The organism is Mesorhizobium sp. LMG17149 (assembly GCF_024518695.1).
In the GTDB taxonomy this organism is placed as follows: domain Bacteria; phylum Pseudomonadota; class Alphaproteobacteria; order Rhizobiales; family Rhizobiaceae; genus Mesorhizobium.
In genome coordinates this window covers 102,438-118,751 of sequence record NZ_JANIFL010000012.1, presented here as the reverse complement: position 1 = coordinate 118,751, position 16,314 = coordinate 102,438, and the positions used below count along the sequence as shown (strand labels likewise).

Annotated in this window: 13 protein-coding genes; 4 read left to right on the top strand and 9 right to left on the bottom strand. The window is 62.6% G+C overall.

Annotated features, from left to right (window positions below; all coding sequences use genetic code 11):
• Nucleotides 1–82: 82 nt before the first annotated feature.
• On the bottom strand, nucleotides 83–601 hold the full coding sequence (locus NP945_RS25770; protein ID WP_127268257.1) for a ferritin-like domain-containing protein: 519 nt from the start codon (nucleotides 599–601) through the stop codon (nucleotides 83–85).
• A gap of 418 nt (nucleotides 602–1,019) precedes the next feature.
• Here NP945_RS25770 and NP945_RS25765 point away from each other — a divergent pair, with 418 nt between their 5' ends.
• On the top strand, nucleotides 1,020–2,582 hold the full coding sequence (locus NP945_RS25765) for a GMC family oxidoreductase (RefSeq protein ID WP_256747908.1): 1,563 nt from the start codon (nucleotides 1,020–1,022) through the stop codon (nucleotides 2,580–2,582).
• A 43-nt stretch (nucleotides 2,583–2,625) separates the two neighbouring features.
• Here NP945_RS25765 and NP945_RS25760 read toward each other — a convergent pair whose 3' ends face one another.
• The 8 genes from NP945_RS25760 to NP945_RS25725 all read right to left on the bottom strand — a co-directional run bounded on the left by NP945_RS25760 (nucleotide 2,626) and on the right by NP945_RS25725 (nucleotide 12,842).
• Nucleotides 2,626–4,152, bottom strand: coding sequence for an aldehyde dehydrogenase (locus NP945_RS25760; protein ID WP_256747907.1), 1,527 nt, complete (start codon nucleotides 4,150–4,152; stop codon nucleotides 2,626–2,628).
• Complete coding sequence (locus NP945_RS25755; RefSeq protein WP_256747906.1) at nucleotides 4,152–4,958, bottom strand: creatininase family protein; 807 nt, start codon at nucleotides 4,956–4,958, stop codon at nucleotides 4,152–4,154. The genes NP945_RS25760 and NP945_RS25755 overlap by 1 nt, the downstream gene beginning before the upstream one ends.
• Entirely contained in the window at nucleotides 4,955–5,929 is a 975-nt protein-coding gene (locus NP945_RS25750; RefSeq protein ID WP_256747905.1) for an ABC transporter permease, read from the bottom strand. Before NP945_RS25750 ends, NP945_RS25755 begins: the two co-directional genes overlap by 4 nt.
• Before the next feature lie 10 nt (nucleotides 5,930–5,939).
• Nucleotides 5,940–6,962, bottom strand: coding sequence for a Gfo/Idh/MocA family protein (locus tag NP945_RS25745; RefSeq protein ID WP_127271524.1), 1,023 nt, complete (start codon nucleotides 6,960–6,962; stop codon nucleotides 5,940–5,942).
• Nucleotides 6,963–6,972: 10 nt separating this feature from the next.
• Nucleotides 6,973–9,516 carry an ATP-binding cassette domain-containing protein gene (locus NP945_RS25740; protein WP_256747904.1) on the bottom strand — a complete coding sequence of 848 codons (2,544 nt, stop codon included), beginning with the start codon at nucleotides 9,514–9,516 and terminating at the stop codon, nucleotides 6,973–6,975.
• A 116-nt stretch (nucleotides 9,517–9,632) separates the two neighbouring features.
• Complete coding sequence (locus NP945_RS25735) at nucleotides 9,633–10,652, bottom strand: sugar ABC transporter substrate-binding protein (RefSeq protein ID WP_013530435.1); 1,020 nt, start codon at nucleotides 10,650–10,652, stop codon at nucleotides 9,633–9,635.
• 158 nt (nucleotides 10,653–10,810) lie between these two features.
• Nucleotides 10,811–11,749: a threonine/serine dehydratase gene (locus tag NP945_RS25730; protein ID WP_256747903.1), complete on the bottom strand. Its 939-nt coding sequence runs from the start codon at nucleotides 11,747–11,749 to the stop codon at nucleotides 10,811–10,813.
• Entirely contained in the window at nucleotides 11,739–12,842 is a 1,104-nt protein-coding gene (locus tag NP945_RS25725) for a succinylglutamate desuccinylase/aspartoacylase family protein (RefSeq protein WP_256747902.1), read from the bottom strand. Before NP945_RS25725 ends, NP945_RS25730 begins: the two co-directional genes overlap by 11 nt.
• Before the next feature lie 40 nt (nucleotides 12,843–12,882).
• Here NP945_RS25725 and NP945_RS25720 point away from each other — a divergent pair, with 40 nt between their 5' ends.
• The 3 genes from NP945_RS25720 to NP945_RS25710 all read left to right on the top strand — a co-directional run bounded on the left by NP945_RS25720 (nucleotide 12,883) and on the right by NP945_RS25710 (nucleotide 16,247).
• Entirely contained in the window at nucleotides 12,883–13,722 is an 840-nt protein-coding gene (locus tag NP945_RS25720) for an IclR family transcriptional regulator (protein ID WP_164749416.1), read from the top strand.
• Between the two features lie 129 nt (nucleotides 13,723–13,851).
• A complete protein-coding gene (locus tag NP945_RS25715; RefSeq protein WP_127380992.1) occupies nucleotides 13,852–14,601 on the top strand; it encodes a GntR family transcriptional regulator in 750 nt (249 codons plus the stop codon).
• Between the two features lie 68 nt (nucleotides 14,602–14,669).
• A complete protein-coding gene (locus tag NP945_RS25710; protein WP_256747901.1) occupies nucleotides 14,670–16,247 on the top strand; it encodes a putative N-acetylmannosamine-6-phosphate 2-epimerase in 1,578 nt (525 codons plus the stop codon).
• Nucleotides 16,248–16,314: the final 67 nt, after the last annotated feature.

Below are 16,314 nucleotides of genomic sequence, written 5' to 3'. Positions count from 1 at the left end.
ATCTGAAGGGTACCGACGAAGAGGCCGCGAGGCCGGGTCGCGAAGTCGCCCGGCGGCTTGGCGCCGGGGCGACGACGCCCAATCAGGCAGCTTGCTGCAGGGCGCGCTCATTGACACCGCCTTCGCCCAGCCCGGAAAGCGCTTCGTCCGTCGCGACCTCCTCTTTCAATGTCTCGTTGAGGAGCTTGACCACGTCGCTCTTGCCAAGCTGTTCAGCCCACGCGACCAACGTGCCATAGCGCGCGATTTCATAGTGCTCGACGGCCTGTGCCGCGCCGACCAGTCCTGCATCCAGCGCCGGGTCACCCTTGTATTCGTCGAGAATTTCCGACCCTTCCTCAAGAATGCCGTCGATCGCCGGACAGGTCTTGCCGCGGGCCGGTTTGTCCATAAGTTCGAACACTTGCTCGAGCCGATCGACCTGGCCTTCGGTTTCCATGCGATGTTTCTCAAAGGCCGCGGCCACCTCCTCGGATTCGGCGCCCTTTGCCATCTTCGGCAAGGCTTTGAGTATCTTCTTTTCAGCGTAGTAAATGTCCTTCAGCCCATCGAGGAACAAAGCCTCCAGTCCTTTTGTCGTCGCTCTTTTTGCAGTCGCCATGATTTGTCTCCCTTGGATTGTCATGAAAGCTCACCGGCGGTGTAGCCATGGACTAACTTTCCATGGAAGCAGTTGTTCCCTGGGCGCGACTCGGAAGGGGCAGCACGCCAAATACCGCTTTTGTCGAGAGCCGATCGCTATCAAAAGGCGATGGACGATGACGGTGTGAGAATCGCCGGCAGTGACGGAGAGCACCGGGGTTCGTCGCGCCATATGGAGTAGATGGGAGTTCATATACGAAATCATATTTACATATAAAACAAATCATGATGATCTTGCAGTCGTGCAGCGCGGCTAAGGTGGTTGGTTCCGGCGTACATCGCTGAGCCTGAATGCCAGCAGATGATCGTGCGCAAATGAAATCAACATGATGTCGCGGTCGAGCAAGCCGTGCATTGATCGGATGTAGGGAGTGCGGATGCCCTTTGATGTCATCGTTATCGGAGCCGGCGCAGCCGGGGCTGTTCTTGCTGCCAGGCTAACCGAAGATGCTGCCACGAACGTGCTTTTGCTGGAAGCGGGGCCGGACTACCGGAGCGGCGAGCAACCTGCCGAGATGGCGAGCCCAAATCCCTTCAACCTGCTGCTTCCCGATCATTTTCAGCAGCAATACATGTATCCCGACCTGATGGCTCGTCGCACGAAGCGGCAGGAGCACCGGGTCTACTGGCGCGGCAAGGGGCTTGGCGGTTCGACGGCCGTCAATGGGCAGATTGCCATTCGCGGTGTGCTCCATGCATTCGACCGCTGGGAGGAAATCGGATGCAAGGGCTGGTCGGGAGCCGACGTGCTGCCCTGCTTCTGCCGCCTGGAAGATGACCCGATCGCGGCCAATTTTCACGGCAGCGACGGCCCGATTCCGATCTACCGCGCGCCTGTCGAAAGCTGGGGCAGCGTCGACAAGGCCATGCGCCAAAGCGCGATGGCTCTCGGCCATCCCTGGCATGACGATCTCAATGCTCCGGATGCCGAAGGGGCTTGCACCTATCCCATCAACAGTCGAGCCGGCAAGCGCGTGTCGGTCAATGACGGCTATCTGGAAGCTGCCCGCGACCGGCCGAACCTCACCATCATAGGGCAGGCGACGGTGGACAAGGTGCTTTTCGACGGCAGGAAAGCGATCGGCGTTTTGGCCATCGTGGCCGGGCAGGTTCGCAAATTCGAGGCGCCGCTGGTCATCGTCTCGGCCGGCGCCATCCACTCTCCGGTCATCCTGCAGCGCTCGGGCATCGGTCCCGCGGCTCTCTTGAAACGAAAGGACATCGAGGTGCTTGCCGACCTGCCGGTCGGCGAAGGTTTCTTCGACCATCCTTATTGCCGCATCGAACTGAAGCTGAAGCCGGGATTCAAGGCGACCGATGTCGACGCGCGGCATACCAACTGCTGTGTGCGGATGAGTTCGGGCGTGCCGGGCGCTGAGCGCGACGACATTCTCTACGTCGCCATGAACCATGGCGGTATCGGCGTGGAGTCCGACAGCGCCCAGTTCGGCGAGGCCATGGTCAATCTGATCCTGATGGAGGCCAAGAGCCGCGGCACCGTGCAACTGCGTTCCGCCAACCCTTTCGACCAGCCGATCGTGGAAGAGAACATGCTGGACGATCCAATGGATCTCCAGCGCATGCGTATCGCCTATCGCCACCTTGGCGAGATTGCCCGGCAGGCGCCGATCCAGGCGATCGCCGAGCGCGTCCTGCTGGGGGATTCCGATCTGCCTTTGTCATGGCTCGAAACGGCAAGCGACGAGGAGGTCGACAATTTCCTGCTGGCGCAGTCTTCCGATGCGCAGCATGGGATCGGAGGCTGTTGCATGGGAAGGCCCGGCGAGGCCGTGGTCGATCCGGAATGCCGGGTCTACGGTTTGGAAGGACTGCGGGTTATCGATGCGTCGATCATGCCGCTCGATTGCCAGGCAAACACCAATCTCACCTCGATCATGATTGGCGAGAAAATGGCCGACAGCCTGCGCCGGTCCATCTGACAGCTCGAGGGCAAGCCCGCGCACAAGGCGCGGGCCTTGGATGTCAGCGGGTGATATCCACGGTAATCGTCTTCAGGTCGCACATTTCCATCAGCGTGTGCCGCCCACCGGTGCGACCGAGGCCGCTCTGCGTCCCGGCGGCGCCGCCGGCAGGAATATGCGGCTCCCAATAGCAGCTCATCTCGTTGATGTTGACGATGCCGACCTTCAGGCTTTCAGCAAAGGCAAAGGCGTTCTTGATGGTGCTGGTGAAGACCGCGGCCGACAGGCCGTAGGGGCTGGACGCCGCAAGTTCCATCGCCTCCTCATCGGTCTCGAAGATCAGCACGGGTGCGATCGGCCCGAAGGATTCCTCGACATTGAGCAGGCTTTCCCGGGTCAGTCCTGTGACGATCGACGGCTCGAAATAGAGATTGGTGGCAAAACCCGACGCCACATTGCCGCCGGTAACGATCTCGGCGCCACGCGCGCGGGCGTCCGCGATGTGGCTGAGCACCTTGTCGACGGCCACCGCATTGTTGATCGGACCCATCGTCGTCGCGGGATCGAAAGGGTCGCCCATTTTCACCTGCGCGGCCGCTTTCACGAGACCTTCGATGAAACGGTCATGGACGGATTTATGCACCAGCACGCGTTCGGTGGCCGTGCAGATCTGCCCGGCATTGGCAAAGCAGCCGGCCCCGACCCGGGCGGCGGCCATGTCGATATCGGCATCGGCCAGCACGATGGTCGGACCGTTGCCGCCCATTTCGAGCAGAAGCGGCTTGCCCGCTCCACGCCGGGCGATCGTCGCGCCTGTGACAGAACTGCCGGTGAAGCCGATGGCATGGGTGCCCGGATGAACGACCGCCTCGTCGCCCACCTCCGCACCGTCACCCAGAACGAGATTGATGGCGCCGTCCGGCAGGCCCGCCTCGATGAAGCATTCGACAAGTGCCGTGGCAATCAGCGACGTCGTCGGCGCCGGCACCCAGACGACGGTGTTGCCCGTTGCGATGGCCGGTCCGAGATAATAGAGGCAGGGCAGGGCGAGCGGGAAATTCCAAGGTGTGATGATGGCAAAGACACCCTTCGGCTGCAGGAAGCTGAAGGCGCGCTTGTTGGCATCGGCAAGCGGAAACGCCGCCGTCTCCAGCCACTTCATCTGCTCTGCCGCATTGCGGAAACCGAGAGCTGCCGCCGATGCTTCGGCCTTTGCCTCGCTGTGGAAGGGTTTACCCTGTTCCAGGCAGAGCAGGCGCGCGAGTTCCTCGGCGCGCCTGTCGATCGCGTCGGCGATGCGCATGCACAGTTGAGCGCGTGCGAAGGTTCCCATCTTGCGCATGGCCTCGCGTGCGCCTTCGGCGGCTTTCACCGCGCGGCCGACATCGGCGCGGGTGGAAAGTGAGAGATAGCCGAGGTGCTCGCCCGTCGACGGACTGTCGATTTTCAGGAACTTGCCGGAGCTGCCGGCAATCCACTCGCCGCCGATACGGTTGATGCCGATGCGGGCGGCTGCTTCCGGCTCCGAGACGATCGCCATGCCGCGCAGGTTGGGGCCTTCGAGAGAAGATTTGAAATGGACTGTCATCATGCGTTCCTTTGGCCGAATTCGGATTGGATGTTCAAAATGGCGGCGCGGCTGCGTTCCACGGCTGCGATGAAAAGTCTGCTGCCGGCCTCCGCGCCCGCCTGCGACGGCGTACCGATGACGCCGTTGCCGCGGATGGCTTCGAAACGGCGCCAGACGGTGACGGCCGGCGCGGCGTAAAGGTGAGGATCCGGCCAGGATGGCGGGGTGCCGCCCGGCGGGATGAGATCGCGGCGAACGCTGTCGCCAAGCACATGCATCATCAACGAGGTTTCAAGCGCGCAAGCGTGACCGGTGCCTGTAGCGGCATCGGGCAGGGCCTCCGCCGCCACGTCGGCGATGAGATCGAAATACGAGAAACCCGCGGTGACGATGCCACGCTGGCCAAGGGTGGTGATCGCCACCTGGATCGCGGCGCGGTTTCCGCCATGGCCGTTCAGCATGACCGGCAGGAAGCCGTCTTCGGCAAGGCAGGTGCAGAGATCGACGAGAACGGCGATGAAGGTCTGCGGGCTGAGGCTCATGGTGCCGGAGAAGGAGCGATGATGCTCGGACGAGCCATAGGCGATAGGTTCGGCGACACGCATGGAGGCCTGTCCTTCCGCCGCGGCGAGCGCAACCGCTTCCGCAAGCCAGCAATCGACGCCGAGCGGCAGATGCGGGCCATGTTGCTCGACAGCGCCGAGCGGCAGAATGACGACGGGTTTATGCACGCCGGCTGTCGCGTGTCTTTCCGTATCCGGCGAGGTCATCAGCGCAAAGCTGGACCCAGGCGGGATCGGCAATGCCGGAACTGGCTCGCTCATCGTGCTGCCTCGACAAGCCGGGCCTTGGCGTAGGTCATGCCGGAATCGGCCAGGAGAGCGACCATGATGATTGCCCCCTTGTAGAGTTCGAGGCTGGACGGGTCCGTGCCGAACACCCGAAGCGCCGTCGTCAGCAGGCTGACGATCAGGGCGCCGACGACCGCGCCCCACACCGTTCCCCGTCCGCCGAAGATACTGGTGCCGCCGAGCACGCCAGCGGCGATCGCGTCCAGAAGCAGCGAGGTACCGCCGATATTGGGCGTCACGACATGCACCCGGCTGATCATGATCACAGCCGTCAGGAAGACGAAGATACTGGAGGCGCAATAGACGAGGATCGTGTGTTTCGTCACCGGGATGCCGGCAAGTTCCGCGGCTCCGGCATCCGACCCGAGCGCATAGGTACGCAGCCCGAAACGGCTGTGCCGCATCAGGATTGCTGCTACGGCGACGATCAGCAGTGTTGCGAAGATGACATTGGGAATGCCGAAGCTGCGCTCGATGCCGACCGCGCGAAGCGTCGGATCCTTCAGCATCAGGACGCCTTTGGAGGCAACCGCAAGCGTTGCGCCCTGCAGCGCGACCATTGTGGCCAGTGTCGTCACGAAGGGCGGTATCTTCAACAATGCGATAACGGCGCCGTTCGCGAGGCCGATCACCACCATCACGGCAAAGCCGACGAGCAGGGCAAGCGGCAGGCCGGCGCCGCCGTCGATCAGGCTGGCGATGAAGACGGCGCAGAAGGCGACGCCGACGCCGGCGGACAGGTCGATGCCCGCCGTCAGCAGAACGATCAGAGCCCCAAGCGCCAGGATGGCGATCGGGGTCGCCTGGGCGACGATGTTGATGAGGCTGGCGGTTGAAACGATGCGGGCGTCGATGAGCGCGAAGATCGCCAGCAGGATGACCAGCAGGATCAACGGCGAGAGGTCGAGAAAGCGCCTGCACCAGATGTTCTGTTGGCGGGTCATGAGGATCCTCTCATCGGATGTGCCAATCTTCGACCGGTTCGCGCAGGCCTGATTTGACGCTGCGCAGGATGGCATCATTGACGGCGACGGCGCGCAGGGCGTCGCCGACCGGCATCACGAAAGGGGTGTCGTCGCGAACCGCCGAAATGAAATGGTGGACCTCCTCGAAGAGATCCCCGGTGATACGGCCATTGACGGTCGGCCAGTGCAGGGCGTCGGGTTGCGACCACTGTCCACGCGACAGGATGCGTAGACCGTGGTCGCGCACGTCGAGGTCGATCATGCCTTCCGTGCCGATGATTTCCGTGCGTGCCCAGATGCCGGTCGGAACGGTCGGTGGCAGCGTCCAGCCGAAATAGAGCTGTCCGCTCATTCCGTTCGACAGCTCGACGGTGGAGAAGATCGCGTCTTCGGATCGAACTCCGAGCGAAGGCATGAGCTTGGCGACGGGCCGAGAGTAGACGGCGATGATGTCCGAACCTGAGATCCATTGCAGCGCATCGACGTCGTGCACGCCGAGGTAGAAGCAGACGCTCGAGTTTCCGTTCATGCGAAGACCGACTTCGCGATTGGTGAAACGGCCGCTGCTGCCGTGGATCGGCTCGCCGATCCGCCCGGATTTCACCGCTGCCGCGGCCTCGCAATAGCGCGGGTCGAACCGCAGGATGTGGCCGACCAACAGGCGCGCGCCGTTTCTCTCCGCCGCTCTAGCAATCGCCTTGGCAGCGGAAAGATCGTGAGCCATCGGTTTTTCGAGCAGCACCGGCTTGCCGGCATCGAGCAGCGTGCGGCAGACGTCTTCATGCAGCGTGTCGGGTGCCGCCACGATATAGGCGTCGGCGGCATTGGCGGCCAGCGCGGTGGCGGCATCGCGGAAATGCCGGGCACCGAAATCGGACGCGGCCTTGCTCCCCGTGGCAGCATTCGGATCAACGAATGCCGACAGTTCCGCGACAGGGCTCGCGGCAACCACCTGCGCATGCAGGAGGCCCATGTAGCCGGCACCGACAATGGCGATCTTCAGCTTGCTCAAAGGGTTCTCCTTACAGGCATGGTGCAAGGTTGAATGCTGGCCGGGGTGCGCAGGCTGGCGGTGTGATCGTGCGATCACCGAAGGCCAGCGTCATCACGTCTTCTTCCGTCGCCCCACGAGCCAGCGTGCCGACAGAGTGGCCTTCGCGCATGACGACGATGCGGTCGGCAACGCCGAGAACCTCGGGCAACTCGCTCGACACCATGAGGATCGCCGCGCCCTCGGCCTTCAATCTTGCGATCAGGTGATGGAGTTCGGACTTCGCGCCGACGTCGACGCCGCGTGTCGGCTCGTCGAGCAGGATGATCTTCGGTTTGGTGGCAAGCCATTTGCCGATGACGACCTTCTGCTGATTGCCGCCCGAAAGCTCGATGGTCATTTTGTCGGGCTGGGCCGGCCGCACGCCGAGTGAGCCGATGAGATCGCGGGCGAGTGCCAGGATGCGGCGAGGTCTCAGCAGGCCGAAGTGACTGTTGTCGCGAATCCAGGCGAGGGACAGGTTGTCCCTGATCGACATCGTGCCGACGAATCCTTCCAGGTGCCGGTCTTCGGGTATGTAGACGATGCCGGCGCGATTGGCGGCCTTGGTGTCGCCGCCGGTCTGCTGCCCGCCGAAAATTCTGAGCGTGCCGCCATACATGGTCTCGAGGCCGGCAATCAGCCTGAGCACCTCGGAGCGGCCGCTTCCCATCAGGCCGGCGAGCGCGACGATTTCGCCCCTGCACACGCTGAGCGTGGCCGACTTCAAGAGCTTGCCATCGGAGATGTTGCTGATTTCGATCGCGGTTTCGCCGACTTGCGCTTCGAGATAGGGGAAGATGTCGCCGACATCGCGCCCGACCATCATCGAGACGATCTCGGCCTCGCTGGTCTGGCGGGTCTGGCGTTCGCCGATGAAGCGCCCGTCACGCAGAACGACGACGCGGTCGCACTGGCTGAAGATCTCTTCCATCTTGTGGGAGATGTAGAGGATGCCGGCGCCGCGAGCTCTCAGCCTGTCGATCAGGTCGTAGAGCTGATCGCGCTCGCGGTTGGAGAGCGCGCTGGTCGGCTCGTCCATGATGAAGAACCAGGCATCGGACAGAACGGCACGGGCAATTTCCACCATCTGCCGGTGCCCGACGGAAAGCGTTCGCAGCTCCGCGCCAATGTCGATATCGAGCGACAGCTCGTCCATGATGGATTTCGCATCGCGCCGCATCCGGGCCCGGTCGAGAAATCCCAGGCGGGTATGCGGTTCGCGGCCGATGAAGAGATTCTCGGCCACCGTCAGGTCCGGCGAAAGGCTGAAATGCTGATGGATGACGCTGATGCCCTTGGCGTCGCTGGGGGAGTGGAACTGGACGGCGTTGCCGTCGATCATGATCTCACCCTCGTCCGGGCGATGCAGACCGGAAATGCACTTCACCAGCGTCGATTTCCCGGCCCCGTTCTCGCCGGCAAGTCCCACCACCTCACCGGCCGAGACGGCAAAGCTGACACCATCGAGTGCCTTGACGCCCGGAAAAGACTTGCCAAGCCCGCGCAAGGCGATGCTGTGTTTGCCGACGGGTGTTGCGGCGATGTTGCGGGGCGACGGGGTGGACTTGCGGCCACCGGTCTTGAACAGGGCGGCGACACTCTCCGGCTGGCTGGTAAGAACGGCCACCAGAATGAGGCTCGCGGTCACGAAATAGATCAGGATCTGCGGCACCTGCAGGAAGGACAGGCCGGTGTTGATGACGCCCAGCAGCAGCGCCCCGATCGCCGTTCCCCAGATGGAGCCCTGGCCGCCGGACAGTTTCGTGCCGCCGATGATCGCGGCTGTAATGGCTGTAAATTCGAGCCCGGTGCCGGCAAGCGGCTGTGCCGAACCGAGACGACCGATGGTGAGGATCGCGCCGAGTCCGGCTGTCGCACCGGCAATCAGGTAGACGGAGATGCGCACGAGGTCGACGGGAACCAGTGAGGCCCGCGCCGCGCCCGCATTTCCGCCGACCGCATAGATCCAGCGTCCGTAGACCGTACGATTGAGCACGAACCACCAGAGGCCCAGGCAGATGGCGGCGATGATGACGGAGACCGGCAGGAGGCCGATCGTCTCGCGTCCCGCGAAAAGCAGGACCGGATCGGCGACCGCGATGCTGGATGCGCCGGAGAGGCTGAGCGCCAGGCCGCGCGCAAACGCCATGGTGGCGAGCGTTGCGATGAATGGGGAGATGCCGGCAAAGCCGATCAGCGTTCCATTGAGCAGACCGATTGCGGCACCGCCACCGATCGCGGCGAGAAGGCTCAAGCTCGCCGAGCCGGTTGCCGTGTAGGCAAGACCCGCTGCGATGCCGGAGCAGGCAAGATTGCTGCCGACGGAAATATCAATGCCGCGCGCGATGATCACGGCCGTCATGGCAAAAGAGATGAGGGCGATGACCGCACTCTGCTGCGCGATGCTGACAAGATTGCCGGTCGACAGAAAACGCGGATCGATCCAGCCGAAGACGGCGATGGCGACCAGTAGCACCGCGATGAGAACCGGTTCGTTGCGCCGCAGTAACGGAGAGGTCCAGGACTGGAACATGGGTCGGTCCTCTTATCGAGCATCATGCGCGGTCACCACGGAAGCGGCGACGGCGATCGTCAGGAAAAGGGGACGCCGGATGATATGTCATCCGGCGCTTGAGCCGCTTTAGGCTGTTACTTTGCCAGGGTCATGGCGGTCGCCGGAACCTTGGGACCGAGTTGCTCGGTATAGTTCTTGGCTTCCACCGCCTCTTTGTCGGTGTTGATGTATTCGAAGGTGAGGCCATCCGCCTTGAGCTTCGCGGCCGTCGCATCCGAGGTCACGAAATAGGTCGGCATGTAGAGATCCTGCGGCAGCTTTTCGCCGTTGGCCAGGCGAGCGGCAACGGCGATGTTCCAGTAGCCGACACGATAGGCGCCGGTCAGCACGTCCATCACCATCTTGCCGTCGTCGATCAGCGGCTTCATCTCGGCGTCGCCGTCATAGCCGCCGTAGAGCAACTGGGTTCCCATCGAGCTGGCAACGGAATCGGCGGCCAGGCAAAGGCTGTCGGAGATGCAGCCGATGGCCTTCAGATCCGGATAGGTGGTGAGCCAGGTCTGGGCGGCATTGGTTGCCTTGGCTGCGTCCCAGCCGGTCGGCTCGATGCCGACAACCTTGATGTCCGGAAACTCCTTTTTTAGGGTTTCGACAAAGCCTTTTTCGCGCGTGTCGGACACGAAGTTGCCACGCGAACCGACAAGCAGGGCGACTTCGCCCTTGCCGCCAAGCGACTTGCCGAGCGCGCGGGCAACCATCGACATGTTGTCGTAGTCCGGATAGAGCGTCGAATAGTTCGAGCCGGCCTCGACCTTGTTGCCCATGGTGATCACCGGAATGCCGGCGGCGGTGGCTTTCTGGATGACCGGAATGACCGCGTTCTTGTCGATCGGATCGATCAGGATCGCGCTGACGCCCTGATTGATAAAATTCTCGATGATGCTGACCTGTTTTTCCAGACTGCCCTCGGCGCTCTGCCAAGTGGATTTCACCCCATAGTCGGCGGCAGCCACGTCGCCCGCTTCCTTCATGCGGACGAAGAAGGAGTTCTGCAGGTCGATTGCCGCAAGCCCCAAAACCTTTTCCGCGGCAAGCGAGGGCGTCGCGATGGCGAGTGCGAGCAGAGCAATGGATGCTTTCAGGGAAATGCGCATGTTTCAGTTCTCCTCTTGTTGCGACAGGACGATTCTTCGCCTCTTTTTCATGTCCCGCACGACGACCGTCCCAGTGACAGGCATTCCGGCGGTATTTCGCGGCACTCGTGCCGTATCCATGTCAGGGCCGCGTCTGCGTGGACCGGCCTTGCTCAACCTCAGCCATTCAGGCCCTCGACACCGGCGCCACAGACAAGCCCGGCGATGCGAGCGCCGCGCGGTGGCTTGAAAGCGCCGCTCATCAAGGCGGCCAGCGATGCCGCGCCGCTGAGGTCGGCGGCGATGCCGAATTCGAACCAGAGCAATTCAGCGGCCTTCTGCATGTCCGCATCCTCGACAAGGACGATGTCGTCGACGTGCTTGGCGACGATCTCGTAGATGCTTTCGTCCGTGCGGCCGCAGGCCATGGTCGCCACCTTCGTCGTTATCTCGGGCAAGCGAACGACACGGCCGGCAGCCACGGAGGCGTGAAGGGTCGGTGAACCGGTCGGCTCGACACCGATGATCCTGGCTTCGGGTTTGACGTGCTTCAGGACTTCGGACATGCCGCTGATGAGCCCGCCACCGCCGATCGCGACGATATAGATGTCGGCATCGGGAATCTGATCGACCATCTCCAGCGCCACGGTTCCCTGACCGGACACGATCTGCGCATCGGCGAAGGGATGCATGTAGAAGGCGCCGCACGCCTTTGCCTCGGCCGATGCAGCCTCATGCGCTTCATCCCAGACATTGCCTTCGAAGCGAACGTCAGCCCCCCATTTGCGAAGCTTTTCCGCCTTCAGCGGGCTTGCATTGTTCGGCAGGTAAATGGTGGCGGGAACGCCGGCCCGGGCAGCCACATAGGCGGTGGCCAGGCCGTGATTGCCGCCGGATGCGGCGACCAGTCCGTTTTCGATCCGGCTTGGCTCGAGCGTTTTCACCCGGTTCGTGGCGCCCCTGATCTTGAAGGAGCCGCTCACCTGGAGGCATTCGAGTTTCAAATAGACATCATTTTGAAGGTTTGCCCCCGTGGCATGGTCGAGCTTGACGACCGGGGTGCGCCGTATGAAGGGGGCAATGCGCCGGGCAGCCGCTTCGATGTCCTTATGGCCCATCGGTCAGTGCCTCCGGATATTCGTTGGCAAGCACGAAACAGCAATTCCCCGGGCGCACACGGCCGGGCTGACGCTTGGCGAAAACGATACCGTCGATGGGGTGAAGGAGATCGATGGGCGCGCGTGACGGCGTGTGGAGGAAGTGAATGCGTCCGGCAAGGTCGCCCTTGCTGACGGCACTGCCGAGCGGGCTCAAGGGCTCGAAGACACCGTCCTCCTCGGAAAGCAGATAGCCTTCGCTTCCGGGAACCTTGAGCACGCGTGCGTTGGCGCCAGGGGCGATGTCAGGCGCGCCCTTCAGAACGCCTGCATGTTTCAGCACATTGCGGATGCCCCTGCGGCAGATGGCCAGCGCATCCGGACTGACAAGGCCGCCGCCGGCCATCTCACTGCCGATAACGATCAGTCCTTGGTGGTTGGCGGACGCGGTCGAGGTCCGGGTTTCACCGAGATTGTCGACCATGACAACGGTCGGCGCCCCGAAGGCGAGCGTCGCCCTGATGTTCTTGCGATGCCCCTGCGCGGTCGGGGAGGGCTCGATGATCGCGCTCGGCAGGATCATCAGGGACGAACCGCCGGAATGGAGATCCAGGAAGTAGTCGGCCATCGGAAACAGGACGTCATGCACGTAAGCCGCGATCTGGCTTGTCAGCGTGCCGTTGAAATCGCCCGGGAAACTGCGGTTGAAATTCAACCCGTCGACCGGGGAGGTGCGGGTGCCGGCCTCGACGGCCCGAATGTTGATGGCCGGAATCGCAATGATGCGTCCGGCAATATCCCGTGGATCGATCTCGCGCAGAAGCTCGCCGAGCGCGATCGGCCCCTCATATTCGTCGCCGTGGTTGCCACCCTCGATCAGGACCGTTGGACCGTCACCGTTCTTGATGACGGCGAGCGGAACGCGGACCGTACCCCAGGCATCGTCGTGCGGCGATTGGGGCACATGGAAGAAGCCCATCTGCTTGCCCTCGCGATCGAAATCGACGGACGTGTAAACACTGTTGTTCCGGGGAATGATGGTCGCGCGGACAGTGTTTGCAGGTCTCTGGACGGTCATCGGGTCGGCCTCGAAATTCATTGTCCCCGTCATCATGTCAGTTTTATATATGGTGTCAAGTTTGGATATAAAACCAATGGCAATTCCGATTTCTTGTCTCTATCGTGCGGGACCACCGGGGATTCTTCGAATGGCAGATGACGCAAAAGAGAGTGGCAAACCGACCTATTCGGCCCCGGCGCTGACCAAGGGTCTGGATGTCCTGGAACTGCTGGCGGAGGCGCGGGCGCCCTTGACGATGAAGGAGATCGCGGAAGGCCTCGGCCGTTCGAAGAATGAGATTTTCCGGATGCTGATCGCGCTGCAGGAGCGTCAATATATCGAGCGCAACGCCGAGACCGACGCCTATTCGTTGACCGACAAGCTTTTCAAGCTGGGGCTGCACACGCCGAGCGCTCAGGATCTCATGTCCGCCGCCATGCCCGAGCTGACGCAGATTGCCGGGGACTCAAATCAGTCGCCGCACCTGGTCGTCTTCAATCATGGCTTGACCGTCGTGACCGCGGCCGCTCCCGGCGGCGAGGACATGGCGTTCACGCTGCGCCTCGGCTACGGCCGCCTGGCCACCGACGCGACCTCCGGCCATGTGATACTTGCCTTCCAGTCACCAAAGGTCGCAGCGCGGATGATCGATGAATGTGCGGCGCATTCACCGGCGCCGCTGGATCGTGACGCGCTGGAAAAGCAGCTTCGTACCATCCGCGCGGACGGCTACTGGATGCGCGAGAGCCGCGACTTCGTCGGCATCACCGATATCTGCTGTCCGGTCATCGGGCCGGACGGCAGTGCCGTCGCCTCCATCATCGTCGCCTATATCAATCGCCATACGCGTGAAAGCCGCCATGCCTATACTCTGGAGGTCCTGCGGGCTGCCTGCGATCGCATCTCCATGAAGCTGTCACCGAGGGTTCGCTAAGGGATCGTGATGCGCTGAGGGCGCGGCGAAGCACCGTCCGCTGGCCGTTTGCACCGGATTGATAATACCAGTATAGGTCCAGTCAGGAATGTTTTGATCCTGGGTGCTTCTCGCGCGGGAGGAAGGGCAATGACAACCGTGAACCTGATCGGGCTTGTCAGTCGGGAAATGGAAGCGACAGCGTCCGATGTGCCGCTTTACAGACGGTTGAAATCGGCGATCGAGGCGGCGATCCGCTCCAATGCGTTGAAAGCCGGCGCGGTTCTGCCGGGCGAGCGGGTTCTGGCGGAAGCCCTGTCGATCTCGCGTGTCACCGTGAGAAAAGCTCTGGCGTTGCTCGAAGAGGAAGGGCAGCTCAATCGCCGGCATGGTTCCAAAACCGAGATCGGGTCGCGGGTCGAAAAATCGCTTTCGACGCTGACGAGCTTTTCGGAGGACATTCTGGCGCGCGGCCTGAAGCCTGGATGTCTATGGCTTTCCAAGCAGATAAGCCGTCCATCCCCGGCCGAAATGATGGCCCTGGGTATTGCGGGCAATACCAATGTGGTTCGCATGCGTCGTGTGCGGACAGCCGATGGCGCGCCGATCGCTGTCGAGGTCTCGGCCGTGCCGGTTCGCTTCCTTCCTTCGCCCGAGATGGTTCAGGATTCCCTTTATGAAGCGCTTGATGCACGCGGCTTCCTGCCTCAGAGGGCAATCCAGCGCATGCGCTCGCGCGGCGCATCGCTGGAGGATGCAAAACACCTTCATTGCGAGATGGGCGCACCGCTGCTGATGACCGAGCGCCGCTGCTTTCTCGCCGACGGACAGATCGTGGAATACTGCGAGACACGATACAAAGGCGACGTCTACGATTTTGTCTTCGAGCTGCAAAGGTAATACCAGTTATGAACTGGTTGTAATCTGGTATTTTCCATTTATCGTGATGGCGACAAGGGAGTGCCGACGTGCAGCGACAAGACATCGCCAACAGTCTCATCGTGTCCTGCCAGCCGGTTCCCGGCGGCCCGATGGACAGTGCGCAATTCGTGACGGGCTTTGCCAGGGCCGCTGTTGAAGCCGGAGCCAAGGCCCTGCGCATCGAATCCGTGCCCTATGTCGCGGCCGCCCGCCTGGCTGTCCGCGTGCCGATCATCGGTATCGTCAAGCGCGATCTCACCGACAGCCCCGTGCGCATCACACCCTATCTGGCCGATGTCGAGGCCCTGGCCGAGGCGGGCGCCGATATCATCGCTTTCGATGCGACGGAGCGTGTCCGTCCCGTTCTTGTCGAAGCGCTTGTGAAAGCCGTCAAGGCCAGGAACAAGCTGACCATGGCCGATTGCTCTTGCCTTGACGATGCGCGCCGGGCCCTTGCCGCGGGTGTCGATTTCGTCGGCACGACGCTTTCCGGCTATGTCGGCGGGCCGGAGCCGCAGGATCCGGATATCGCCCTCATCGCTGAAATGCGAACCCTGACCCCCTACGTCATTGCCGAAGGGCGTATCCGGTCGCCTGAGCAGGCGGCTGCCGCCGCGCGCGCCGGCGCCTATGCCGTGGTTGTCGGCTCGGCGATCACCCGTACCGAGCACGTCACCTCATGGTTCCACCAGGCGCTTTCCGACGCCTATGCGGCGAGGGGCGCGCAAACCGCCCTTGGCACAAGTGTCCTGGGCCCAACCGTCCTGGGCCCATCCGTCCTGGGCCCATCCGTCCTGGGCATCGACATCGGGGGAACCAAGACCATGGCCGCGCTGGTCAGCGATGGCACGGTGATCGAGGACAAGATCGTGCGGACCGCGCGAGAGGCTGGACCCGACGCCTGGCTGGCATCCCTCGCGCAAAGCACGTCAGCCTGGTCGAGCCGCTTCAGCCGCATCGGCATTGCGGTGACCGGACTGGTGCAGGATGGACGCTGGTCGGCATTGAATCCGGCAACCCTTGGCATTCCCGACGGCTACCCGCTGGTCGAAAGGGCATCCGCTGTTTTCGGCAAGCCGGTCTGTGCGTTCAACGATGCCCAGGCGGCTGCCTGGGGCGAATACAAATTCGGCGCCGGGCAAGGTCGCGACATCGTCTTTCTGACCATCTCGACCGGAATTGGCGGCGGCATCGTTTGCAACGACCGATTGCTGTCCGGTCTAGCCGGTCACTTCGGTCTGATCCGTGGTCTGTCTGAAGACCGGGCTCCGCTCGAAGACAGCACCTCCGGCCGCTGGATCGCTTCGGAGGCCCTCAAGGCCGGTTCCAAGGCGGACGCCGCCGATGTGTTCGGACACGCGCTGAAGGGCGAGGACTGGGCCGGCGCCATCGTCTCGCGGAGCGCCTCGCGGGTCGCGGCGCTATGCCGGGACATTCAGATGATGTTCGATCCGAAATTGATCGTCATCGGCGGCAGCATCGGTCTTGCAGAAGGCTATCTCGACCGGGTGCGCGCACATCTGAGCGAGGTCCCGCCGCGCCTTTCCCCCCATCTCGTGGCGGCGAAGCTCGGAGGCCACGCCGGCGTCATCGGTGTTGCCGATCTTGCCGAATGGGCAAGGTAACGGCGCCCCGGTCGTGTCATGCAAAAATCATCAAAAAAGAAGGGAACGATCATGAAATTGAGCAGGA